We start from the raw sequence: 23,205 nt of genomic DNA on the forward strand, positions 1-23,205 counted from the left end.
GGTACGCATCGACGAAACGAGGGCCATTCGGACGAAGGTTCAGCCGGCCGGTCGTTCGGACCACGGAACGACGGTGCCGCGCCCGCCGGCCGTCACCGCGGCGTGCACGGCCCGGGCCAGCGGGGCGCCCCAGGTCGAGCGCGGTCCGCCGTACGCCGACTCCGGGCCGTCGACCGGGCAGAGCACCGCGACCGCGTCCGTCGGGGTGCCGGTGCCCGGCAGGCCCAGCTCGGCGATCGCCTGCGCCTTCGCCTCGGTGGCGGTGGCCACCGCGTTGACCAGGGCGGCGTCACCGAGCCGCGCCGGGACGTACACGACGATGTTGACCGTGCCGACCCGCTGGGCGAGCACCGCCGGGGCGGGCTCCGCAGCCCGGATCGGGGTGCCCAGGCCGACGGTGGCCCAGACCCGCACGCCGCTGTCCGCCCGCGCGACCACCTCGGCCACGTCGACCCCGGTCAGCAGGCCCACCCCGGGCCCGTCGAGGTCGAGCCCGTCGGCCAGGCCGGCCAGGTGGTCCGCGGGGTCGTCCCGGTCGTACGTCATCGGCACGGTGGCGTTGACGACCCAGTGCCGGACGCCGAGCCCGCCGCCCAGCGGCGCGGAGCTGACCGCGCGCAGCGGCCGGTCGGCGCGCCAGACGAGCAGCGGCACGTCCCGACCGTCCTCCCGACGGGCGGTCAGCACGGGTTCACCCAGCCCGGATTCGCTCAGCACGTGGCGACCCTACGACCCGTCGTCCGCCGGCCCGCCGCCGCCTGGCCAGCGCGCGATCTTACTGCTCGATCACGTCGCGGGGGTTACACCCAACGATCAAGATTCCAGGGGTGCACCTCTGATTCCAGCTCACGTGCGCCTAGACTGGCGACGCGCGAGGGATCAGCGGACGGCGGACCCGGCCGACGGACGGCACGCGCAGGTGGAGGTGCGCGATGGACGAGGTACTGGCCCGCAGCGGGATCTTCCAGGGCGTCGACCCGGAGGCTGCCGAGGCGCTCGCCAAGGAGATGGAGACGCTCGAGGTCCGCAAGGGCGAGGTCGTCTTCAACGAGGGCGAACCCGGCGACAGTCTCTACATCCTGCTGTCCGGCAAGATCAAGGTGGGTCGGCGGGCGGCCGACGGCCGGCAGAACCTGATCGCGGTGATGGGCCCGTCGGACATGGTGGGCGAGCTGTCGCTCTTCGACCCCGGTCCGCGCACGGCGACGGCCACGGCGGTCACCGACACCCGCCTGGTGCGACTGCGCAAGCAGGCCCTCCGCCCGTGGCTGAACAACCGGCCGGAGATCGCCGAGCAGCTGCTGCGGGTGCTGGCCCGCAGGCTGCGCCGCACGAACGACTCGCTGGCCGACCTGATCTTCACCGACGTGCCCGGTCGCGTCGCCAAGAACCTGCTCCAGATGGCCGGCCGCTTCGGCACCCGCGACGGCGGCGTGCTGCGGGTGACCCACGACCTCACCCAGGAGGAGATCGCCCAGCTCGTCGGCGCCTCTCGGGAGACCGTCAACAAGGCGCTGGCCGACTTCGCCTCGCGCGGCTGGCTGCGCCTGGACGGCAAGAGCATCATCATCCTCGACCCGGAGCGCCTGGCCCGCCGCGCCCGCGTCTGACGCGGTGGTCGGCTGACGCGGTGGTCGGCTGACGCGGTGGTCGGCTGACGCGGGGGCCATCCGGCGCGGTGGTCGGCTGACGCGGGGGCCATCCGGCGCGGGGTCATCCGACACGGGGTCATCCGACACGGTGTGCACCCGGCGCGGGGGTCGTCTGCCCGGGGCAGAATCGCTGGACTCCGGCCCGGGTCGGTGGTCAGGGTGGAACGATGCTGGACCACGTCGCCGTTCTCTCCGACATCCACGGGGTGCTGCCCGCGCTGGAGGCCGTGCTGGCCGAGCCGGACGTCGCCGCCGCCGACCTGATCGTGCTCGCCGGCGACATCGCGGCCGGCCCGCAACCGGTCGAGGTGCTGGACCTGCTCGCCGGCCTCGGCGACCGGGTCTGCTGGGTGCGCGGCAACGCCGACCGCGAGCTGGTGGAGGCCCGCGCCGGCCGCAAGTCCCCGGTCGACGTGTCGAACTGGGCCGCCGAGCAGCTCCGCGTCGACCACCTCGATCGGCTGGCGGCGCTGCCGCTGACGGTGACCCTGGAGGTCGCGGGCCTCGGTCCGGTGCTGTTCTGCCACGCCACCCCCCGCGACGACGAGGAGGTCGTGCTCGTCGACTCCCGGATGGAACGCTGGGCGGAGGTACTGGCCGGGGTGCCGGCCGAGGTGGGGACCGTGGTCTGCGGCCACACCCACATGCCGTTCACCCGGCTGGCCGACCGGCGGCTGGTCGTCAACCCGGGCAGCGTCGGGATGCCCTACGGCGGCCCCGGCGCCTACTGGGCGCTCCTCGGGCCCGGGGTGCAGCTGCGGCGCACCCACTTCGACGTGGACGCCGCCTGCGCCCGGGTGGCCGCCGAGTCGGGCTACCCCGACGCCGCCGAGTGGGCGGACGAATACCTGCGCTCCCGGCACAGCGACGCCACGGCGCTCGCGGTGTTCGCCCCGCGCGACGGCCGCTGAGCGGTGGCCGACGATCGCCCGCCCCGGTGATCGACCGCTCCCCGTGCTCGCCGTTCCAGGGCGGCGGGCCGCCGCCGGTCGTCGGGCCGCCGCCGGGGTGTGGACCGACACGTCCGGGTGCCGGTCGACGCGTTCCTGGTGGCCCCCACCGGGACCCGTCCGGGGGCGGAGAAGGCACTCGTTGCGCCCTGTCGAGCTGCCCCGTCCATGGGACCGGCCGGTCTGAGGCAGGACTCGCCGGTCGGGCTGCTGGCCTGGATGACGCAGACCTGCTCTCCCGCCGCCGGTACGAGCCGGCCGGGGCCGAACCGCCCGGCTCGCGGAGGTGACGCCCCACGCCATGCCCGCACCGGCCGCTTCGGCAAAGGCGGCCCGCCGACACACCACCAGCCCTGCCCCATCCGTGGGGGCAGCTCGACAGGGCCCCAAGCCTGGTCCCCGTCCCTCTCCTCGTCCCCGCCCCCGGCCTCGGACCTGGAGAGGTGTCAGTCGAGTCGCCCCGGGCACGCCGGGCGCGGGCGGCACGCCGGGCGCGGGCGGCACGCCGGGCATCAGCCATCAACCCGGCGACGGTCCGAAGTCGACTTCAAAAAAAGTCAGTCTTGACTGTTTGTTTCCGTGGGGGCACGCTGTCCCCGTGCCCGCATCGACCCGCGTCCCTCAGCAGGAGCGCAGCCGCGCCACCCAGGCCCGGCTGCTGGAGGCGACCGTCGAGTGCCTGGTCGAGCACGGCTGGGCGGGCACCACCACCACCGTCGTAGCGGCCCGGGCCGGCGTCTCGCGCGGCGCCCAGCTGCACCACTACCCCACCAAGGCCGCGCTGGTCACCGCCGCCGTCACGCACCTCACCGAACGGCGGGCCGAGGAGCTGCGCACCGAGGCCGAGGCGCTGCCGCCCGGCCCGCAGCGGCTCGACCGGGTGATCGACCTGCTCGCCACCTCGTTCACCGGCCCGCTCTTCGTCGCCGCCCTCGAACTGTGGGTCGCCGCGCGCACCGACCGGGAGCTGCGCGAGGCCCTGCTGCCGCTGGAGGCCCGGGTCGGCCGCGAGATGCACCGGCTCACCGTCGCGCTGCTCGACGTGGACGAGCGCCGGCCGGGCGTACGCGAGGCGGTGCAGGCCACCCTCGACCTGCTCCGCGGCCTCGGCGTGGCCAACCTGCTCAACGACGACTCGGCCCGCCGCGCCGCCCTGCTCACCACCTGGAAGCGCCAACTCGCCACCCTGCTCGCGCCCTGACCGCCGCTCCTGACCGGCCCCGGCCGGCCCGACCCGCACCGGAGGCACCATGGTCGACCTCAAGGACCTGCTCGCGGATCTGGCCGACGAGTCCGAGCACCTGGACGGGCTCGTACGCGACCTGCCGCCCGACGCCTGGGCGCGCCCCACCCCGGCGCCCGGTTGGAGCGTCGCGCACCAGGTCGCGCACCTCGCCTGGACCGACCGGGTCGCGCTGCTCGCCGCCACCGACCCCGAGGCGTTCCTCGCCTCCGTCGTCGCCGCCCCCGACCCGGCCCGGCTCGTCGACGCGGGCGCGGAGGAGTTCCTCGCGCCGCCGGCCGAGCTGCTGTCCCGCTGGCGGGCCGGGCGGGCCGCGCTCGCCGCCGCGCTGGCGGGTGTGCCCGAGGGCGGAAAGCTGCCCTGGTTCGGCACCCGGATGTCGCCCGCCTCGATGGCCACCGCCCGGATCATGGAGACCTGGGCGCACGGCGCGGACGTGGCCGACGCGCTCGGGGTGGTCCGCCCCGCCACGGCGCGCCTCCGACACGTCGCGCACCTGGGCTTCCGCACCCTCGGCCACAGCTTCGCGGCCCACGGCCGGCCGGCACCGACGACCCCCGTGCGGGTCGAGCTGGCCGCGCCCGGCGGCGGCACCTGGGCGTACGGGCCGGCCGACGCCGCCGACCGGGTCACCGGTCCCGCGCTCGACTTCTGCCTGCTGGTCACCCAGCGGCGGCACCGCGCCGACCTGGCCCTGTCGGCCACCGGCCCGGTCGCGGACGAGTGGCTGGACGTCGCGCAGGCCTTCGCCGGCCCACCCGGCGCCGGCCGCCCGCCCGCCACCGCCAGCGAGGTGCCGGCGTGAGCGACGTGCTCCGGGTCGGCAACGCCTCCGGCTTCTACGGCGACCGCCACACCGCCTGGCGGGAGATGCTGGACGGCGGCGAGCTCGACGTGCTGACCGGGGACTACCTGGCCGAGCTGACCATGCTGATCCTCGGCCGGGACCGGCTGCGCGACCCCTCGCTCGGCTACGCGAAGACCTTCCTCCGCCAGCTGGAGGGCTGCCTCGGCACCGCGCTGGACCGGGGCGTACGGATCGTGACCAACGCCGGCGGGCTGAACCCGGCCGGCCTGGCCGCCGCGATCGGGGCGCTCGCCGAACGGCTCGGCCTGACCGTGCGCGTCGGGCACGTCGAGGGCGACGCCCTCCCCCGGCCGGACGCGCTGACCGCGAACGCCTACCTGGGCGCGTACGGCATCGCCGCCTGCCTGGACGGCGGCGCGGACGTGGTGGTCACCGGCCGGGTCACCGACGCGTCCCTGGTGGTCGGGCCGGCCGTCGCGCGGTTCGGCTGGGGACGCGACGACCTGGACGCGCTGGCCGGGGCGACCGTCGCCGGCCACCTCGTCGAGTGCGGGGCGCAGGTGACCGGCGGCAACTTCAGCTTCTTCACGGAGCTGCCCGACGGCGGCCACCGCCCCGGCTTCCCGATCGCCGAGCTGCACCGGGACGGCTCCTGCGTCATCACCAAGCACCCCGGCACCGGCGGCGCGGTCACCGTGGAGACCGTCACCGCGCAGCTCCTCTACGAGATCGGCGGGCCGGCCTACCCGGGGCCGGACGTGGTGGCGCGGCTCGACACGGTCGCGCTGAGCGCCGACGGCCCGGACCGGGTACGGGTGAGCGGCGTCCGGGGCGCCCCGCCGCCCGACACGCTGAAGGTCGGCGTCAACAACCTCGGCGGCTTCCGCAACTCCATGACGTTCGTGCTCTGCGGGCTCGACATCCCCGCCAAGGCGGCCCTGGTGCGGGGCCAGGTCGAGGAGGCCGTCGGCAGCGAGGGGTTGGAGTTCGTCCTGGCCCGCACCGACCACCCCGACACCGGCGACACCGAGGCGGCGAGCGCCCTGCTGCACGTACACCTGCGCGACGGCGACAGGGCGCGGGCCGGGCGGGCCTTCTCGGCGGCGGCGGTGGAACTGGCCCTGGCCTCCTACCCGGGCTGCACGCTGACCACCCTGCCCGGCGACGCGACGCCCTACGGGGTGTTCACCGCCGACGCCGTGCCGCAGGACGCGGTGCCGCACGTCGCGGTGCTGCCGTCCGGCGAGCGGGTGCCGATCGCGCCGCCGACCCGCACCGCCGGACCGGAAGCGGCCGGCCCGCCCGACGCGCCTCCCGCCGGCCTCGCCGCCGAGCCGGCCGCGGCCGGCCACCCGGCCAGGGCCGCCGACGGGACGGTCGGGGCCCGAGGCAGGTCCGGGCCGGACCTGACCGGACCGCCCGACCGTCCGACCCGGCGCGGGCCGCTCGGCGAGCTGGTCGGGGCCCGCTCCGGCGACAAGGGCGGCGACGCCAACCTCGGCGTCTGGGCCCGCACCGACGCGACGTGGTCGTGGCTGCGCGACTGGCTCACCGTGGCCCGGCTGCGCGAGCTGCTGCCCGAGACCGTCCCGCTGGCCGTGGAGCGGTACGAGCTGCCGAACCTGCGGGCGGTCAACTTCGTCGTCCGGGGGCTGCTCGGGCAGGGCGTGGCCGCCTCCACCCGCTTCGACCCGCAGGCCAAGGCGCTCGGGGAGCTGCTCCGCTCCCGGATCGTCGACCTGCCGGCGGAGCTGTCCCCCGGCCCGGCCGACCCGGCCCGCCACCCGACGCCCGAGGAGGGCCGATGACCATAGTGGACACGCCGGAACGGCGCCAGCTGCGGGAGCTGACCCGGGCCTTCGTCACCCGGGAGGCGCTGCCGCACCTGGACGACTGGGAGCGGGCCGGCGAGGTCCCCCGCGACCTGCACGCCACCGCCGCCAAGCTCGGCCTGCTGGGCATCGGCTTCCCGGAGTCGGTCGGCGGCAGCGGCGGCGACCTGCTCGACTCGATCGTCGTCACCGAGGAGATCATCCGGTCGGGCGGCTCGTCCGGGCTGATCGCGGCGCTCTTCACGCACGGCATCGCGCTCCCGCACATCGTCGCCTCGGGCGACGCCGAGCTGGTCGACCGGTACGTCCGGCCGACCCTGGCCGGCACGATGGTCGGCGCGCTGGCGATCACCGAGCCCGACGGCGGCTCGGACGTGGCCGGCATCCGCACCACCGCCCGCCGGGACGGCGACCACTACGTCGTCAACGGGTCGAAGACCTACATCACCAGCGGCGTCCGGGCGGACTTCGTGACCACCGCCGTCTGCACCGACTTCCCGGGCAGCGGCTCGCTCACCCTGCTGGTGATCGACAAGGGCACTCCGGGGTTCACCGTCGGACGGCGGCTGGAGAAGCTCGGCTGGCACTGCTCGGACACCGCCGAGCTCTCCTTCGTGGACGTGCGGGTGCCGGTCGCCAACCGGATCGGCCCCGAGGACACCGGCTTCCTGGCGATCACCCAGAACTTCGCCGCGGAACGGCTCTCCCTCGCCACGAGCGCGTACGCGACCGCGCAGCGCTGCGTGGAGCTGGCGATGCGCTGGTGCCGGGACCGGTCCACGTTCGGCCGTCCCCTGGCGAGCCGCCAGCTCGTCCGGCACCGGCTCGCCGAGATGCACACCCGCGCCGAGGCGGCCCGCGCGTACGTGCACCAGGTGGCGGCGCGGGTGGCGGCCGGCGAGCCGGTGGTGACCGAGGTGGCGATGGCGAAGAACGTCGCCGTGGCCGCCTGCGCCGAGGTGGTCGACCAGGCGCTCCAGCTGCACGGCGGCTACGGCTACCTGCGCGACGCCGAGGTGGAACGGCACTACCGGGACGCGCGGATCCTCGGCATCGGCGGCGGCACCACCGAGATCATGAACGAGATCATCGCGAAGGGCATCGGGCTGTGACGACTCTGCGCAGCGCGATCGACCCGTCCGCACCGGCCCACCGGGCCAACCGCGAGGCCCTGCTGGAACGCCTCGCCGAGCTGAAGGCGGCGCTCGACCAGGCCAGGGCCGGCGGCGGCGAGAAGTACGTGACCCGCCACCACGGGCGGGGCAAGCTGCTGCCCCGGGAACGGATCGAGCTGCTGCTCGACCCGGACAGCCCGTTCCTGGAGCTGTCGCCGGTGGCGGCGTACGGCACCGACTTCCCCGTCGGGGCGAGCGTGGTGACCGGCATCGGCGTGGTCGAGGGCGTCGAGTGTCTCGTCGTCGCCAACGACCCGACGGTACGCGGCGGCGCGGTGAACCCGTGGTCGTTGGCCAAGACGCGCCGGGCCGGCGAGATCGCCCTGGCCAACCGGCTGCCGATGGTGAACCTCGTCGAGTCGGCCGGCGCGGACCTGCCCACCCAGGCCGAGATCTTCATCCCGGGCGGCCGGGTGTTCCGCGACCTGACCCGGCTCTCGGCCGCGCGGATCCCCACGGTCAGCGTGGTCTTCGGCAACGCCACCGCCGGCGGGGCGTACGTGCCGGGGATGTCCGACCACGTGATCATGATCCGGGACCGGTCGCAGGTCTACCTGGCCGGGCCGCCGCTGGTGCGGATGGCCACCGGCGAGGTCACCGACGACGAGTCCCTCGGCGGGGCGGCGATGCACGCCTCGACGTCCGGCCTGGCGGACTTCCTCGCCGCCGACGAGCCCGACGGCATCCGGCTGGCCCGGCAGTGCGTACGCCGGCTGAACTGGCGCAAGCAGGGCCCGGCGCCGCGCAACCCGTTCCCGGCGCCCCCGAAGTACGACCCCGAGGAACTGCTCGGCATCGCCAGCGCCGACCTGAAGGTGCCGTTCGACCCGCGCGAGGTGCTGGCGCGGGTCCTCGACGGCAGCGACTTCGACGAGTTCAAGCCGGCCTACGGCACCGCCCTGGTCACCGGCTGGGGCGAGCTGCACGGCTATCCCGTCGGGGTGCTGGCCAACGCGCGGGGCGTGCTGTTCAGCGAGGAGGCGCAGAAGGCGGCCCAGTTCATCCAGCTCGCCAACGCCGCCGACACCCCGCTGGTCTTCCTCCAGAACACCACCGGCTACATGGTCGGCACCGAGTACGAGCAGCGCGGCATCATCAAGCACGGCGCCCTCATGATCAACGCGGTGTCGAACTCGACGGTGCCGCACCTGACGGTCAACCTGGGCGCCTCCTACGGGGCCGGCAACTACGGCATGTGCGGGCGGGCGTACGAGCCGAGGTTCCTCTTCACCTGGCCGAACGCCAAGTCGGCGGTGATGGGGCCGGCGCAGCTCGCCGGCGTGCTCTCCATCGTGGCCCGGCAGGCCGCCGCCGCCCGGGGACGCGACTACGACGAGGACTCCGACGCCGCCATGCGGATGATGGTCGAGCAGCAGATCGAGTCGCAGTCCGGGGCGCTCTTCCTCTCCGGCCGGCTCTACGACGACGGGGTGATCGACCCCCGCGACACCCGTACCGTCCTCGGGCTCTGCCTGTCGGCGATCCACAACGCACCGGTCAGGGGCGCCGACGGCTTCGGCGTCTTCCGGATGTAAGGGGCCACTCATGATGATCACGAGACTCCTCGTCGCCAACCGGGGCGAGATCGCCCGGCGGGTCTTCGCCACCTGCCGGACGCTCGGCATCGAGACGGTGGCCGTGCACTCCGACGCCGACGCCGACGCGCCGTTCGTCGCCGAGGCCGACCGCGCCGTCCGGCTGCCCGGGAACACGCCCGCCGAGACGTACCTGCGGACGGACCTGATCCTCGACGCGGCCCGCAGGGCCGGGGCGGACGCCGTCCATCCCGGCTACGGCTTCCTCGCCGAGAGCGCCGAGTTCGCCACGGCGGTGACCGACGCCGGGCTGACCTGGGTCGGCCCGCCGGCCAAGGCGATCGCCGCGATGGGCGACAAGATGGCGGCGAAGGCGCTGCTCGCCGAGGCGGGCGTGCCGATGCTGCCCACGTGGACCGACGCCGACCAGGTCACCGACTTCCCGGTGCTGGTGAAGGCGTCGGCCGGGGGCGGCGGGCGCGGCATGCGCGTCGTCCGCGACGCCGCAGGGCTGGCCGAGGCCGTCGCCTCCGCGCGCCGCGAGGCGGCGTCGGCGTTCGGCGACGGCACGGTCTTCGTCGAGCGGTACGTCGAGCGGGGCCGGCACGTCGAGGTGCAGGTCTTCGGCGACGCGCACGGCACGGTGGTCGCCCTCGGCGCGCGGGACTGCTCCATCCAGCGCCGGCACCAGAAGATCGTCGAGGAGGCCCCGGGGGTCCTTCCCGGCGAGGTGCGGCAGCGGCTGCACGCCGCGGCGGTGGCCGCCGCCCGAGCGGTCGACTACGTCGGCGCCGGCACGGTCGAGTTCCTGCTCGCGTCCGACGGGGCGATCTACTTCCTGGAGATGAACACCCGCCTCCAGGTCGAGCACCCGGTCACGGAGCTGACCACCGGCCTGGACCTGGTCCGGCTGCAACTGCTCGTCGCCGAGGGCGAGCCGTTGCCGGTGGCGGCGACCCCGCCCGCGCGGGGCCACGCGATCGAGGTACGTCTCTGCGCCGAGGACCCCGCGCAGGGCTACCGGCCGGCGACCGGCACCCTGCACCGGTTCGCCCTGCCCGGCGTCGCGGCCGAGTTCGGGCCGCTGGCCGGGCCGGGCCTGCGGCTGGACTCGGGCGTGGTCGACGGCTCGGTGGTGGGCGTCCACTACGACTCGATGCTCGCCAAGGTGATCGCGTGGGCGCCCACCCGCGCCGAGGCGGCCCGGGCGCTGGCCGGCGCGCTGGCCCGCGCCGAGTTGCACGGGGTGGTCACCAACCGGGACCTGCTGGTCCGCGTCCTGCGCAGCCGGGAGTTCGCCGCCGTCGACGTCGACACCGGCTTCCTGGACCGGCACCCCGACGTCCTCGCCCCGCTGCTGCCCGCCGATCAGCTCCCAGTCGTCGCGCTGGCGGCGGCCCTCGCCTCGGCCGCCGCCCGCCGCGCCTCGGCACCGGTGCTGGCCGGGCTCCCCTCGGGCTGGCGCAACGTGCCGGCGTTCCCGCAGGTCACCCGCTTCGCCGGCCCGGCCGGCGAGGTCGAGGTCCGCTACCGCCTGGACCGCTCGGGCGGCCTCGCCGAGTGGTCGGTGTCGCCGGGCGCCGGCTCTGCCGCCCGCACCGCCGGGCCGACCCCGGACGGAGCGGCCCCGCCGAACGGGCCCACCCCGGGCGGGACGGATCCGGCGGACGGACCGACGTCGGACGCCCCGGCAGGCGGGCCGACGCCGGTGGTGGGCCTGGTCGAGGCCGCCCCCGACCGGGTGGTCCTCGACGTCGACGGGGTGCGGCGCGCTTACCGCGTACGCCGGACCGGGTCGGAGGTCTTCGTGGACGGCCCGGACGGGGCGGCGGGCCTGGTCGAGCTGCCGCGCTTCGCGGAGCCCACCGCGGAGCTGGCGGCCGGGTCGCTGGTCGCGCCGCTGCCCGGCGCGGTGACGCGGCTGCACGTCGAGGTCGGCCAGCGGGTGGCGGCCGGCGACCTGCTGCTGACGCTGGAGGCGATGAAGCTGGAACATCCCGTGCTCGCCCCGACCGACGGCGTGGTCGCCGAGCTGCCGGTGCCGGCCGGCGGGCAGGTCGACACGGGCGCCGTGCTGGCCGTGGTCAACCCCCACTGATCCCTGGAGGCCCCGATGAACTTCGACCTGACCCCCGAGCAGGACCAGCTCCGCGACGCGGTCCGCGCGCTGGGCCGGCGGTACGGCCACGACTACTTCGTCACCAGGGCCAAGGCCGGCGAGCACACCACGGAGCTGTGGAACGAGGCCGGCCGCCTGGGCTACCTGGGGGTCAACATCCCCACCGAGTACGGCGGCGGCGGGGGCGGCATCACCGAGCTGGCCATCGTCTGCGAGGAGCTGGCGGCGGCCGGCTGCCCGCTGCTGCTGCTCGTGGTCTCCCCCGCCATCGCCGCCACGGTGGTCGCCCGGCACGGCACCGAGGAGCAGCGCAAGCGCTACCTGCCCGGCTTCGCCGACGGCTCGCTCAAGGTGGTCTTCGCGATCACCGAGCCGGAGGCCGGCTCGAACTTCCACCGGCTCGGCACGGTGGCCCGACGCGACGGCGAAGACTGGCTGATCTCCGGCCGCAAGTGCTACATCTCGGGCGTCGACGAGGCGTCGTACGTGCTGGTCGTCGCCCGCACCGAGGACGCGGTCTCCGGCAAGCTCAAGCCGGCGCTGTTCATGGTGCCGACCGACGCGCCGGGGCTGACCCGGTCCAAGCTGGACATGGAGATCGTCTCCCCGGAGAACCAGTTCCTGCTCTACCTCGACGACGTGCGGGTGCCCGCCGACGCGCTGGTCGGCGAGTCGCTGGACGCGGGATTGCCGGCGCTCTTCGCCGGGCTCAACCCGGAGCGGATCACGGTCGCCGCGATGGGCGCCGGCACCGGCCGGTACGCCATCGAGCGGGCCAGCAAGTACACGGCCGCCCGCAAGGTCTGGGGCGGCCGGAGCATCGGCTCGCACCAGGGCGTCGCGCACCCGCTGGCGCACGCGGCCGTGCAGGTGGAGCTGGCCCGCCTCATGATCCACAAGGCGGCCACCCTCTACGACGCCGGCCGTGACCTGGAGGCCGGGGTGGCCGGCAACATGGCCAAGTACGCGGCCGGGGAGGCGGCGGCGCTGGCCGTCGACACCGCCGTCCAGGTGCACGGCGGGGCCGGCATGACCACCGAGTACGGCGTGGCGACGCTGCTCGGCGCGGTGCGCGCCGGCCGGATCGCCCCGGTCAGCCGCGAGATGATCCTCAACTTCGTCGCCCAGCACGTGCTCGGTCAGGACAAGTCGTACTGACGGCCCGCCCCGGCTATCCGGCCAGGGCGACGGCGGTGCCGGTCACCGCGATGCCGGTTCGCGGCCCGGCGGGGATCCCGACCGTCAGGACGCTGGGGCGGCCCATGTCCTGTCCCTGGTGCACGGTGACGGTCGCGGGTGGGGTGACCAGCCCCAGCTCGCGCAGGTAGCCGCCGAACGCCGCCGCCGCGGCACCGGTGGCGGGGTCCTCCCGCACGCCCCCGGGCGGGAACGGGTTGCGCGCGTGGAACACGTGCGGGGACTCGCGCCAGATCAGGTCGACGGTCGTCCAGTCGCGCCGCGCCATCAGCGTGGCCAGCGCGTCCATGTCGTAGTCCAGGTCGGCCAGCCGCTGCCGGCTGGTGGCGGCCACGACCGGATGCCAGGCGCCGGCGAAGGCGACCCGCGGCGGCAGCGTCGCGTCGAGATCGTCCGGCGCCCAGCGCAGCGCGGCGAGCAGCGCAGCGAGGTCGTCGGCGGCGACGGGCCGGGTCTGCGGCGCCACGCTGACCAGCGTCGCCGTGGTCGTGCCGTCCGGCGCCACGGCGGTGGTGACCTCGACGAGGCCGGCCCGGGTGTCGAGGCGCAGCCGGCCCGGACCGTGCCGCTCGGCGTGGGCGACCGCCGAGGCGATGGTCGCGTGGCCGCAGAACGGCACCTCGGCCAGGGGACTGAAGTAGCGCACCTCGAACCGCCCGTCGCCGTGGGGCACGAGGAAGGCCGTCTCGGAGTAGCCGACGTCGGCGGCGACGCGCAGCATCTCGGCGTCGCCGATCCCGGTCGCGTCGAGCACGACTCCGGCCGGGTTGCCGCCAGCGGGGTCGGCACTGAACGCGACGTAGCGCAGGATCTCCATGATCAGGACCCTACGACGGTGGGCCGCTGAGGAGCCACCGACGGGCCGGGCTACGGGGGCCCCGGGCTACGCCGCGTCGTCGGCGAAGAACTCCCGCAGCGCGTCGGCCACCAGGCAGGGAGCGGTCGTCGTCGCGAAAAGGTGCGCCAGCCAACTGGTCGACCGTGGTAGCGTTCGGCCCGACATCGCTGCGACATCGGATCGCGTGGGAGAGAGGGGGGTGAGGTTGATGACCGCGAAGGCGGCTGCTGCTGCGTGCAGCGCCCGGACCAACCTCGCGTCCCGGGCCTCGGCCTGACCCAGCTGATCTCCCCGTTCGACGGGATGTTCGATCCCGACCGGGTTACGCCGGTGTCTGTCGGGGCCCCTCTTCCGAAGGGTCTCTTCCGTTGTCATCGTCATCTTCCGCGCCGATCCCGTCCTCGAACGTGCTGCGTTCGTACGGCTGGGACGGGGCACACGAACACGAGTTCGCCGCGCACCGGGCCGCCGGGTTGCGGCCCGCCCGCGTCGCCCTGGTCGACCGCGGCCTGGCCACGGTGGTCACCGCCGCCGGCCCGGTGCGCGCCACCTGGTCGGCCCGTTCCGGCCCGCCCCCGTGCACCGGGGACTGGGCCGCCGTCACCACCGCCGCGCAGCCCGAGTTGGCCGCGTTGCTGCCCCGCCGCACCGCCATCGTCCGGGCCGCCGCCTCGCGCACCTCCCGCCCACAGGTCCTGGCCGCGAACGTCGACACGGTCGTCGTCGTGGAGTCCCTCGCCACCCCCATACCCGCCGGCCGGATCGAGCGCATGCTCGCGCTCGCCTGGGACAGCGGGGCGCTCCCGGTCGTCGTCCTGACCAAGGCCGACCTCGCCGGGCGCGACCCCGCCGAGGCACGTGCGGAGGTCGCCGCGCTGGCCCTCGGCGTCGACGTCCTGGTCACCAGCGTCGCCACGGGCGAGGGCCTGGACATCCTCGCCGCGGCGCTGACCGGGACGATCGTGCTGCTGGGGCCCTCGGGCGCGGGCAAGTCCTCGCTCGGCAACGCCCTGCTCGGCGCCGAAGCGCTGACCACCGGGGCGGTCCGCGCCGGCGACGGCAAGGGCCGGCACACCACCGTTCACCGCGAACTGCTCCCACTGCCGAACGGGGGCGTGCTCATCGACACCCCCGGTCTGCGCGCGGTCGGCCTGCACGACACCGAGGACGGCCTCCAGCAGGTCTTCGCCGAGATCGAGGAGCTCGCCCGCGACTGCCGGTTCGCCGACTGCCGGCACACGAGCGAGCCCGGTTGCGCGGTACGCGCGGCGATCGAGGCGGGCGACCTCGCGCAGCGCCGGCTGGACAGCTACCGCAGACTCCAGCGGGAATCCGACTGGGCGGCCTCCCGGGACGACGCACGCCTGCGCGCGGAACGGGAGAACCAGCGCAAGGCGATCACCCGCCACCTCCGGGCGACCTACCACTTCCGGGGACAGTCGTGACCGCCCGCCCCACCGAGGCGACGCCGACCCCGCGATACGCCTCGGCCGAGGACGCGTTCTTCGTCCTGCGTCCCGTCACCGAATCGCCGAGCACCCTTCCGCACGAGGAGTCGTACCCCGCCATGACCACCCGCAGCTGGCACACCCGGCCGGAAGCCGGACCGGACGACCGCGCCGCGATCCGCCGGATCAACCTGTCCGCGTTCCCCGGCCCGCTCGAGGCCGATCTGGTCGACGCGCTGCGCGAGGACCCGCAGGCGTGGTTGCCGTGGTCCTCGTGGCTCGCCGAGGACCCCGACGGCACCCCCGCCGGCTTCGCCCTGCTGACCCGATGCCACGTGGACGACGTACCGGCCCTGGCCCTCGGCCCGTGCGCGGTGTCGCCCGAACAGCAGCGCACGGGCGCCGGATCAGCGGCGATTCGGGCCGCCCTGGACGCCGGCCGGGCGGCGGGCGAACAACTCGTCCTCGTACTCGGTCACGCGCCCTACTACCCCCGGTTCGGCTTCACGCCCGCCTCCCGGTACGGAATCCGGCCGCCGTTCGAGGTGCCGGACGAGAACATGATGGCGCTGGTACTCGACCCGGGCCGCCCGGTCCCGCGCGGAACCATCCGCTACGCGGCGGCCTTCGGCGTCTGACCCGCACCGCCTCCGTCAGGTGCGGGACGGGCCGGCCGCCCCGCACCTGACCAGGCCCGGTCGGCGAGGGGCCGGGTACGGCGGACGCCCGATCGTCCGCCGTACCCCGGGTCCTCGGCGGACGGTCGGCGAACCGACCGCCGCCAGCGGCGTGACCACCGGTGGGAGCCGCTTCGGCTCACCCCGACGTAATGAGATCCGGCCGCCGACGCCTATGCGGCCCGGCCCGCCAGGCTCATCCGATGCCGGCCATCCAGGACGGCGTCGACGCACCCCCGCCCGGCGTGTGGTCGTCCACCACCCGCCAGCCGTCGGCCCCCCGGCGCAGCAGCAGGAAGCCGACGACCTCGCTGGCCGGGGCGCCCACGCCGTAGACCTCGCCTTCGTCCGCTGTGGCCAGCTTGATCGCGCAGACCGCGTCCGGGTCGGGCTTCGCCCGCTCGCACGGCCCGACGTAGCGGGCCCCGGAGGCGTCCGCGAGGAAGCGGGCCACCGCCTGGTCGACGCTGGGGAAGCCGGCTCCCGCCGGGGACGACGCGCCGGCCGGGGACGGCGTGACCCCGGGTGCGGGCGTGGTGGCCGCCGGCGTGGTCGCCGCCGCCGGTGTGGTCGTCGGCGCGGGCGGGCCGTCCGTTCCGCAGGCGGCCAGGGCGCCCGACATCAGCACCGCGGCGACGATCCGGGTGTACCGGTGCACCGGCGCTCCTCTCCTCAAGGGACGATCTCCACAGGAGATCATCGCACCGGTGCCGGCGTCCCCGGTTGACAGCCGCCCCGGCGTGGACATGCTGGACGGGTGAGGTTTCCCAGGCCCGACGCGCGGACGAAGGCGGTCGTCGCGGCGCTGGCGGCGCTCGCGCTGCTGGTCACGCTGATCGCGCGGGGCCGCCAGGATCTCCTCGGCGTGGTCCTGGCGCTGCTCTGCGTCCTGATGACGATGATCGCGGCGGTGTCGGTGGCGGCGGCCCGGCAGGGGGACGGCGGGCGACCGACGACCGCACCGGCCGTCCCGGGGCAGCCGGGGGGCGGGATGTACGGCGTCGACGCCGACACCCTGGAGACGCTGGACCCCCGGGACACGGTCCGCGTGATGCGGGAGCGCCGCCGGGGACGCGGCTCAGCGACCGGTGAGGGTGGGTGACGCGAGCGCGTCCAGCCCGCGCCCGGCCAGGCAGCGGTACGTCCGGTCGGCGTCCGCCCCCGTCGGGGGCAGCACCTCCAGGTTCCAGCCGTCGACGCGGCTCACCCCGCTGGTGAGCCGGAAGGTGGTCTCGTTGCAGACCCGGCGCACCGCCGGGGCCTGGCGGAGCCGGGCGTGGTCCGCGCCGACCAGGGTGTCGGGGAGCCGGCCCTCGGCGTAGCTCTCCCAGGTGTGCTCGCCGTCGCAGGGCACTCGGGCCGCCCGGGCCCGGGCGCCGCGCACCTCCATCGGCCCGAAGCACTCCAGCTCGTCGGCGCAGCCCGTGCCGTCGGGCAGCCCGGTGGCCGCCGCGCACGCGGGCAGCAGCCCGCTCGTCGCGGCCACGTCGGCCGTCGGGGACGGGGCCGGGACCGAGCTCGCGCCGGCCAGCCAGGCACCGGCGCTGGCCGAGGCGGCCAGCGCGACCATCCCGGCGCCGCCGAGGAACCAGCGCCGCCGGCGCGAAGGTGCGGGGGTGGCCACCGTCGGGTGCGTGTCCTCCACGGGCGGTCGCGGGGCGGGGCGGGGCGTGCTGCCGGCGGGACCGCCGCCGGCCGGGTAACCCGACACCGGCGCGCCGCTGACCGGCGCGCCGGGCGGGACGAGCGGCAGGCCGGCCAGCAGGTCGCGCAGCTCGACGGCCGACGGGCGCTCCCCCGGGTCGTTCGACATGCCGACCCGCAGCACGTCGATCATCTCCTCCGGCACGCCGGGCAGGCCGGGGACCGGCTGGTGGAACATCTCCAGCACCGTCACCAGGCTGGGGTTGCGCTCGGAGTGCCAGCGGGGCGGGCGGCCGTGCATGACCGCGTAGAGGGTCGCGCAGAGGGCGTATACGTCGACGGCGGGCGACGGCGGGCTGTGGTTGAACATCTCCGGTGGCGCGTACGCCGGGGTGAGCACCTCCAGGGCGACGGAGGCGTCGCGCATCTCGGCCACCACGGCCAGCCCGAAGTCGGCCAGCACCGCCGGGTTGAAGTGCGAGAAGAGGATGTTCGCCGGCTTGACGTCGCGGTGCAGCACCCCGGCGGCGTGCGAGTGGGCGATCGCGTCGGCGATCTTGACGCCGAGGTCGCGGGCCTCGGCCGGCCCGAGCGGCGACGTGCGCATCCGCTCCGCGTACGAGCCGTCGCAGAGCTCCATGATCAGATAGGGGTGCTGGTCGACGGTGACCCCGACGTCGAAGAGGTCCACCACGTGCGGGTGGGACGACATCCGGCCGGCGGCCCGCGCCTCGCGCAGGAAGCGGGCCTGGTCCCGCTCGCTGTCGAGCGTGCGGTTCTCGACCTTGACCGCGACCTCGCGCCCCACCGAGATCTGGGTCGCCTTGTAGATGGTGGCGTAGCCGCCCCGGGCAAAGACGTGTAAATCAGTCAGACCGGGCACGATGGGCAACGGCAGGGCGCCGGGCGGGGTCTCGGTCACAGTTCTAGAAAATACCCAACCGGACCGGCTGCTCAATGCGCCGCATCGGGAGCCGGGGCGGCACCAGCGGAAAGAACGCTCCCACCGCCGCCGACCGTCGAGCCCGCGCGCCGCTCGTCCCACCAGAGCCCCACGGCGGTCGCCACCGCGCCCAGCCCCTCCCAGACGGCCACCCCGAGAAACCGGCCCGGCGCGACGTCGGCCAGCACCGCGATGACGAACACGGTGAACGTGACGAGCCGGAACACCACCGTGAAGCGGTAGAACGGGCGCCACTCGGTCGCGGTGGCGAGCAGGTAGTAGACGCCCATGTTGAACGAGGCCATCGAGGACGCCGTCAGGAAGGTGCCGGTGTGGTCGCCGGCCGCGCGGGTGGCGGGCACCTCGAAGCCGAGCACGCGCAGCAGCGCCTCCGGCCAGAGCAGCCCGACCGCGCCCATGACCAGGGCCAGCACGCCGAAGACCGCGATCGTCCATCCCGCGGCCGAACGCGGCAACCTCATCCCGGCCCTCCCCAGACGCCGGCGCGGTCGACATCGGACCGCCCCTCGGACCTGCCACGCTATCGGCCACCCCCGACACGCCGCATCCCCGGAACCGCCAATACCTCGCCGGGCGAGGGAGCCGGCCGCCGAGAGCGGTCCGGCGGCGGCGAGACAGGCGGCCAGGCGGGCGGTCGGGCGGGCGGTCAGGTGGCGGCGAGGCGGGCGCGGAGGGCGTCGGCGGCGGGACGCTCGCTGCGCTGTTCCGTGGCGTACGCCAGCCGCACCGCCTCGTCGGCGCTGGCCAGCGCCTCCACGGGCCGGCCGCACTCGGCGAGCGCCTCGGCCAGCACCATCGCCCCGACCACCTGGCTGCGCACGTCCTCCGCCGGGGCGGCCACGGCCCGCCGGGCCCAGTCCAGCGCCTGCTCGCGCTGGCCGTGGGCGAGCAGCGCCGCGGCGTACCGGGCCATCGTCTGGCGGCGGGAGATGAGCAGCGAGGGCACCGTGGCGGCGACGGTGGCCACCGGGGCGAGGAGCCCGACCGCGGTCGCGGAGTCACCCGCGGCCAACCGGGCGGTCGCCAGCAGCACCCGGGGCGCCACCTGGGCGGGCGCCTGCGGGTTGTGCGGCTCGACGGCGGTCAGCACCGAGCGGGCGGCCCGCTCGGCGGTGTCGTAGTCGCCCATGTCCAGCGCCACGAACCCGCGCAGCGTGCCGGCCATCCCGGTGAGCAGCGGGTGCGACGTCCGGTGGGCGTGCCACAGCGCGTCGGTGAGCAGGTCGGCGGCGTGTTCCGGCTCGCCCAGTCCGCGCGCCACCACCCCGCGCACGACCAGCGCGAAGCCCTGCCCCCAGTCGTCGGAGGCGGCGGCGAACTCCCGGTACGCCCGGCGGGCGCCCCGGTCCGCCTCGGCCAGCTCGCCCAGCTCGGCGGTCGCGTACGCCTCCACGGCACGCAGCGTGCCCACCGCCCACGCCTCGCCGACCCGCTCGCCGAACGGCAGGAAGACCTGCGCCATCCGGCACGCCTCCCGCAACCGGCCGGCCAGCAGCCGGGCGAACGCCGTGGTGCCGCGCAGCCAAGCCCGCCCGTACGGGTCCTTCAGCTGGGCGAAGAGTCGGGCGGCCCGGCCGAGCACCGCGTCGGTGCCGGCGAAGTCGCCCCGCGTGGTGGTGACCCAGGCCAGGTTCTGCAACGACCACGCCTGCCCCCGAGGGTCCTGCGCCTGGAGGCTGACCTGGTACGACGCCGCGAGGCGGCTGCTCGCCTGCCCCAGCCGCCCGGCGATGAAGTCGGCCATGCCGAGGCGGCGCATCGCCGAGGCGCGCAGGGTCGGCAGCCCGCCGTCGGTGGCCACCTGCGACGCCTCCTGCCAGCAGGCCGTCGCCCGCGCCTGGTCGCCCATGGTCTGGTGGGCCTGCCCGGCGAGCAGCAGCGCGCTGGCCCGCACCGCCGGCTCGCCGGCGTTGGCCGCGATCTTCTCGGCGGAGGCGAGCGCGTCGGCGGGCCGCCCGATCTGGAGCAGCGCCCGGGCGTGCACCACGCGGTCGGCCGCCGGCACCCCGTCGCGGGCCAGCTCGGCGGCGCGCTCGGCGTACTCCACGGCCAGCGCGGGCTCGCCCGCCTGCAGGGACCGGCGGGCGGCCCGGCCGAGCGCGTCGACGCCCAGCGGGACGACGGCGCGCGCCGGCGCGTCCGGCCGCAGCCCGACCGCGTCGGCCAGCGTGGCGGCCCGCTCCACGTGCTCGGCCACGAAGACATCGCGGGCCGCCTCCGTGAAGCCGCCCGGCGCGCCCGCCCCGGCCGGCGGGTCGGTCGCGGCCCAGCGGGCCAGCGCGGCGTGTCGCTCGGCCAGCTCGGCCTTGCTCACCCCGGCGTAGGCGGCCTCCCGCATCAGCGGGGTGGCGAAGGCGTAGCCGGTGCGGGCGCGGTGCAGCATCCGGCGTTGCAGCAGCTCCTCGACGGCCCGCTCCAGCTCGACGGCGATCACCGCCGCCGGGCGGCCGTCCCGGCCGGCCCGCTGCTCGCGCAGGGCCTCCAGCGCCCCGGCCGGCACGGTGTCGCCGACCACCGCGGCGTCGCGCAGCACCGAGCGGGCGCCGACGGGTAGCGCGTCGATGCGCGCGGCGAGCACCGCCGCCAGGTCGCGGGAGAGCAGGCGGCTGCCGAGCGAGCCGGGCGCCAGCCGCCAGCCGCCGGGGCCGGGACCGTGCCGGTCGGCGACGGCCGTCAGCGCGCCCCGCTCCATCAGCAGGGTGACCAGCTCGGCCAGGTAGAACGGGTTGCCCTGCGCGGTGGCGAGCAGCCGGTCGGTGTCGGCCTGGGGCAGCTTGCCGCCGCCGAGATAGCTGGTGAGCAGCCGGGCCGCGTCGGCGCCGCGCAGCGGCGGCAGCGCGTGCACCTCGGCGTCGGCGACCCGGGTCAGCGCGCCGGCGGTACGCACCAGCTCGGGCCGGCCGAGCAGCAGCACCAGCACCGGGCCGGTGAGCCGGGACAGGGTCACCCCGAGCGCCTGGATGGTCTCGGCGGTCGCGTCGTGCAGGTCGTCGACGACGACCACCAGGGGCGCCTCCGCCGCGAGCGCGCTGAGCAGTTCGGCGACGGCGTTCGGCACGGCGTCGGCGTCGGCGGGCTGCCCGGCGGTGCTCCACTCGGCCTGGTCGGTCGCGCCGCCGGCGGGCAGTTCGGCGTACCCGAGCAGGGCCAGCAGCTGGTCGGTGGCGACCGGGGACGGATCGCCGCCGGAGCGGCCGAGCCGTTGGCTGAGCCGGCGCAGCCGCTCCTCGACCGCCGGGCGGGTGAGCGCGGTGGCGGCGTCGGTGGGCAGGCCGACCGCCGCCCGGACCAGGTCGGCCAGGGGCGCGAGCCGGCGGCGCTCGCCGAAGGCGGCACAGCGCACCGACAGCACCCGGGCGCCGGTGTGCGCGGCGTACCGGCCGGCGCCCACGTCGTAGCCCGCGGCGAGGCGTTCCACCTCGGCGGCGAAGCGGGACTTGCCGAGGCCGGCCTCGGCGGTCATCAGCAGCACCCGGGGCTCGCCCCGGTCGATCACCTCGGCCAGCCGGCCGGCGACCCGGCCGATCTCGGTCTCCCGGCCGACGAAGGGCGCCTCGTCGCCGAGACCGGACCGGGTGCCCGGCGCGTCCAGGAGGCCGAGCAGCTCGTACGCCTCGACCGGCTCGCGCTTGCCCTTCAGCCGCAGCGGGCGCAGCGCGCGCCAGGAGGCGACGCGCCGGGTGGCGGCGGAGGTCCGCGCCCCGGCGTAGACCGCGCCGACGGCGGCGGCGTCGGCCAGCCGGGCGGCGGTGTTCACGGTGTCGCCGATGACCGTGTACTCGATCGCGGCCTGGATGCCGGCGATCACGTCGCCGGTGTTCAGCCCCACCCGCAGGCCGAGCGGCGCGCCGCCGCCCCGCTCGTCGTCGAGCACCCGGCGCACCGCCCGCTGCATGGACAGCGCGGCGCGGACCGCCCGTTCGGCGTCGTCCTCGTGCGCCACCGGCGCGCCGAAGACCGCCATGATCCCGTCGCCGGTGAGCTTGTCGACGTGCCCGCCGAACGTCTTGACCGCGCCGGCCAGGGCGGCGAGCACCCGGTCGGTGACCGCGCCGACCCGTTCCGGGTCGAGGTCCTCCGACCAGGAGGTGAAGTCCGACAGGTCGCCGAAGAGCACGGTGACCACCCGGCGCTCGGCCGCCGGCAGCATGGCGGCGGCCGGCAGCGCGGCCCCGCAGTTGTGGCAGAACCGCGCGCCGGGTACGGCTACGGTTCCGCACACCGGGCAGGTCACGCTTGCTCCAACCCCGCGGCACCTTCGCCGGATTCCCGCGCGAGGTGTTCCAGTTGCGCGCGCACCGACCACTCGGCCGCCCACCACAGCGACCGGTCGACGTCCGCGTAGACCTTCGCGACCACCTCGGCCGCGGTGCCGGCGCCCTCGGCGACCGCCGCCCGGACCTGGTCGAGCCGGGCCCGGCGGTGGGCGAGGTAGAACTCCGCGGCGGCGGCGCAGTCGGCCAGCGCCGGGCCGTGCCCCGGCAGCGCCGGGATCCCCCGGTACGTCGAGAGCAGCTCCAGGCTGTCCAGGTAGTCGCCGAGGTGCCCGTCGGGGTGGGCGACGACGGTGGTGCCCCGGCCCAGGATGGTGTCGCCGGTGAGCACGACCCGCTCGTCGCCGTGCTCCACGAGGAAGCAGACCGAGTCGCCGGTGTGCCCGGGGGTCGGCAGGAGCCGGATGCCCAGGCCGTGGCCGTCGAGGCCGTCCCCGGTGGTCAGCGGCTCCCCGCCGAGGGTGTGCGTGGGGTCGGCCGCGCGGACGGGCACCCCGTCGAGCAGGTCGTGCAGGCGGCGCGAGCCGTCGGTGTGGTCCGGGTGGCCGTGGGTGATCAGCACCAGCCCGATCGGCCCCCGCGCGGCGATCGCGGCCAGGTGCCCCTCGTCGGCCGGGCCGGGGTCGACGACGACGGCGTGCTCCTGGCCGGGTGCGCGCAGCAGCCAGGTGTTGGTGCCGTCGAGCGTCATCGGCCCCGGGTTGGGGGCGCGCAGCAGCGTCACCCAGTCCGGCAGCTCGTCGGCGAGCGCCGCCGCCGGCGCGGTGAAGTGCCCCGTCATGGCTGCGATCGTACGGCCCCCGCCGCCCCGCCCCGCGATCTTGCAGTTTCCGCCCGGGTTACGTCCCC

Annotated in this window: 19 protein-coding genes; 12 read left to right on the forward strand and 7 right to left on the reverse strand. The window is 75.9% G+C overall.

Going from position 1 to position 23,205, the window contains the following annotated elements; genetic code table 11:
* Positions 1 to 39: 39 nt before the first annotated feature.
* Positions 40 to 717, reverse strand: a complete 678-nt coding sequence (locus tag ACWENR_RS00055) for an adenosylcobinamide amidohydrolase (RefSeq protein WP_452274859.1) — start codon at positions 715 to 717, stop codon at positions 40 to 42.
* 215 nt (positions 718 to 932) lie between these two features.
* Here ACWENR_RS00055 and ACWENR_RS00060 point away from each other — a divergent pair, with 215 nt between their 5' ends.
* From ACWENR_RS00060 to ACWENR_RS00100, 9 genes are all read left to right on the forward strand, one after another.
* Positions 933 to 1,610: a Crp/Fnr family transcriptional regulator gene (locus ACWENR_RS00060; RefSeq protein ID WP_088981720.1), complete on the forward strand. Its 678-nt coding sequence runs from the start codon at positions 933 to 935 to the stop codon at positions 1,608 to 1,610.
* A gap of 209 nt (positions 1,611 to 1,819) precedes the next feature.
* Positions 1,820 to 2,563 carry a metallophosphoesterase family protein gene (locus ACWENR_RS00065; protein ID WP_452274860.1) on the forward strand — a complete coding sequence of 248 codons (744 nt, stop codon included), beginning with the start codon at positions 1,820 to 1,822 and terminating at the stop codon, positions 2,561 to 2,563.
* Positions 2,564 to 3,200: 637 nt separating this feature from the next.
* Entirely contained in the window at positions 3,201 to 3,803 is a 603-nt protein-coding gene (locus ACWENR_RS00070; RefSeq protein ID WP_452274861.1) for a TetR/AcrR family transcriptional regulator, read from the forward strand.
* Positions 3,804 to 3,852: 49 nt separating this feature from the next.
* Entirely contained in the window at positions 3,853 to 4,650 is a 798-nt protein-coding gene (locus tag ACWENR_RS00075) for a TIGR03084 family metal-binding protein (protein ID WP_452274862.1), read from the forward strand.
* Positions 4,647 to 6,461, forward strand: coding sequence for an acyclic terpene utilization AtuA family protein (locus ACWENR_RS00080; protein WP_452274863.1), 1,815 nt, complete (start codon positions 4,647 to 4,649; stop codon positions 6,459 to 6,461). The genes ACWENR_RS00075 and ACWENR_RS00080 overlap by 4 nt, the downstream gene beginning before the upstream one ends.
* Entirely contained in the window at positions 6,458 to 7,597 is a 1,140-nt protein-coding gene (locus tag ACWENR_RS00085; RefSeq protein ID WP_452274864.1) for an acyl-CoA dehydrogenase family protein, read from the forward strand. The genes ACWENR_RS00080 and ACWENR_RS00085 overlap by 4 nt, the downstream gene beginning before the upstream one ends.
* A complete protein-coding gene (locus ACWENR_RS00090) occupies positions 7,594 to 9,195 on the forward strand; it encodes an acyl-CoA carboxylase subunit beta (RefSeq protein WP_452274865.1) in 1,602 nt (533 codons plus the stop codon). Before ACWENR_RS00085 ends, ACWENR_RS00090 begins: the two co-directional genes overlap by 4 nt.
* 13 nt (positions 9,196 to 9,208) lie before the next feature.
* Positions 9,209 to 11,293 (forward strand): ATP-binding protein, encoded by a 2,085-nt coding sequence (locus tag ACWENR_RS00095; RefSeq protein WP_452274955.1) that lies wholly within the window; start codon positions 9,209 to 9,211, stop codon positions 11,291 to 11,293.
* Between the two features lie 15 nt (positions 11,294 to 11,308).
* Positions 11,309 to 12,472 (forward strand): acyl-CoA dehydrogenase family protein, encoded by a 1,164-nt coding sequence (locus ACWENR_RS00100; protein ID WP_452274866.1) that lies wholly within the window; start codon positions 11,309 to 11,311, stop codon positions 12,470 to 12,472.
* A 13-nt stretch (positions 12,473 to 12,485) separates the two neighbouring features.
* Here ACWENR_RS00100 and ACWENR_RS00105 read toward each other — a convergent pair whose 3' ends face one another.
* Positions 12,486 to 13,328 carry a PhzF family phenazine biosynthesis protein gene (locus tag ACWENR_RS00105; protein WP_452274867.1) on the reverse strand — a complete coding sequence of 281 codons (843 nt, stop codon included), beginning with the start codon at positions 13,326 to 13,328 and terminating at the stop codon, positions 12,486 to 12,488.
* Between the two features lie 428 nt (positions 13,329 to 13,756).
* Between ACWENR_RS00105 and rsgA the strand changes: the two genes are divergently transcribed.
* Complete coding sequence (gene rsgA / locus ACWENR_RS00110) at positions 13,757 to 14,794, forward strand: ribosome small subunit-dependent GTPase A (protein ID WP_452274868.1); 1,038 nt, start codon at positions 13,757 to 13,759, stop codon at positions 14,792 to 14,794.
* Positions 14,791 to 15,435 (forward strand): GNAT family N-acetyltransferase, encoded by a 645-nt coding sequence (locus ACWENR_RS00115; RefSeq protein ID WP_452274869.1) that lies wholly within the window; start codon positions 14,791 to 14,793, stop codon positions 15,433 to 15,435. Before rsgA ends, ACWENR_RS00115 begins: the two co-directional genes overlap by 4 nt.
* A gap of 235 nt (positions 15,436 to 15,670) precedes the next feature.
* Here ACWENR_RS00115 and ACWENR_RS00120 read toward each other — a convergent pair whose 3' ends face one another.
* A complete protein-coding gene (locus tag ACWENR_RS00120) occupies positions 15,671 to 16,132 on the reverse strand; it encodes a hypothetical protein (RefSeq protein WP_452274870.1) in 462 nt (153 codons plus the stop codon).
* A 99-nt stretch (positions 16,133 to 16,231) separates the two neighbouring features.
* Between ACWENR_RS00120 and ACWENR_RS00125 the strand changes: the two genes are divergently transcribed.
* Positions 16,232 to 16,576: a hypothetical protein gene (locus ACWENR_RS00125; protein ID WP_452274871.1), complete on the forward strand. Its 345-nt coding sequence runs from the start codon at positions 16,232 to 16,234 to the stop codon at positions 16,574 to 16,576.
* Here the strand turns inward: ACWENR_RS00125 and ACWENR_RS00130 are convergent.
* The 4 genes from ACWENR_RS00130 to ACWENR_RS00145 all read right to left on the reverse strand — a co-directional run bounded on the left by ACWENR_RS00130 (position 16,553) and on the right by ACWENR_RS00145 (position 23,137).
* Entirely contained in the window at positions 16,553 to 18,040 is a 1,488-nt protein-coding gene (locus ACWENR_RS00130; protein ID WP_452274872.1) for a serine/threonine-protein kinase, read from the reverse strand. The genes ACWENR_RS00125 and ACWENR_RS00130 overlap by 24 nt on opposite strands.
* A gap of 32 nt (positions 18,041 to 18,072) precedes the next feature.
* Positions 18,073 to 18,543: a hypothetical protein gene (locus ACWENR_RS00135; protein WP_452274873.1), complete on the reverse strand. Its 471-nt coding sequence runs from the start codon at positions 18,541 to 18,543 to the stop codon at positions 18,073 to 18,075.
* 185 nt (positions 18,544 to 18,728) lie between these two features.
* On the reverse strand, positions 18,729 to 22,316 hold the full coding sequence (locus ACWENR_RS00140; protein ID WP_452274874.1) for an adenylate/guanylate cyclase domain-containing protein: 3,588 nt from the start codon (positions 22,314 to 22,316) through the stop codon (positions 18,729 to 18,731).
* On the reverse strand, positions 22,313 to 23,137 hold the full coding sequence (locus ACWENR_RS00145) for an MBL fold metallo-hydrolase (protein ID WP_452274875.1): 825 nt from the start codon (positions 23,135 to 23,137) through the stop codon (positions 22,313 to 22,315). The genes ACWENR_RS00140 and ACWENR_RS00145 overlap by 4 nt, the downstream gene beginning before the upstream one ends.
* Between the last annotated feature and the right edge of the window lie 68 nt (positions 23,138 to 23,205).

It is taken from the genome of Micromonospora sp. NPDC004336, assembly GCF_053602615.1.

Excerpts from the sequence above, each read along its gene's own strand:
- ACWENR_RS00060 (WP_088981720.1), top strand. The coding sequence starts at position 933 with ATGGACGAGGTACTGGCCCGCAGCGGGATCTTCCAGGGCGTCGACCCG.
- ACWENR_RS00065 (WP_452274860.1), top strand. The coding sequence starts at position 1,820 with ATGCTGGACCACGTCGCCGTTCTCTCCGACATCCACGGGGTGCTGCCC.
- ACWENR_RS00075 (WP_452274862.1), top strand. The coding sequence starts at position 3,853 with ATGGTCGACCTCAAGGACCTGCTCGCGGATCTGGCCGACGAGTCCGAG.
- ACWENR_RS00085 (WP_452274864.1), top strand. The coding sequence starts at position 6,458 with ATGACCATAGTGGACACGCCGGAACGGCGCCAGCTGCGGGAGCTGACC.
- ACWENR_RS00095 (WP_452274955.1), top strand. The coding sequence starts at position 9,209 with ATGATCACGAGACTCCTCGTCGCCAACCGGGGCGAGATCGCCCGGCGG.
- ACWENR_RS00100 (WP_452274866.1), top strand. The coding sequence starts at position 11,309 with ATGAACTTCGACCTGACCCCCGAGCAGGACCAGCTCCGCGACGCGGTC.
- ACWENR_RS00105 (WP_452274867.1), bottom strand. The coding sequence starts at position 13,328 with ATGGAGATCCTGCGCTACGTCGCGTTCAGTGCCGACCCCGCTGGCGGC.
- ACWENR_RS00135 (WP_452274873.1), bottom strand. The coding sequence starts at position 18,543 with ATGAGGTTGCCGCGTTCGGCCGCGGGATGGACGATCGCGGTCTTCGGC.
- ACWENR_RS00145 (WP_452274875.1), bottom strand. The coding sequence starts at position 23,137 with ATGACGGGGCACTTCACCGCGCCGGCGGCGGCGCTCGCCGACGAGCTG.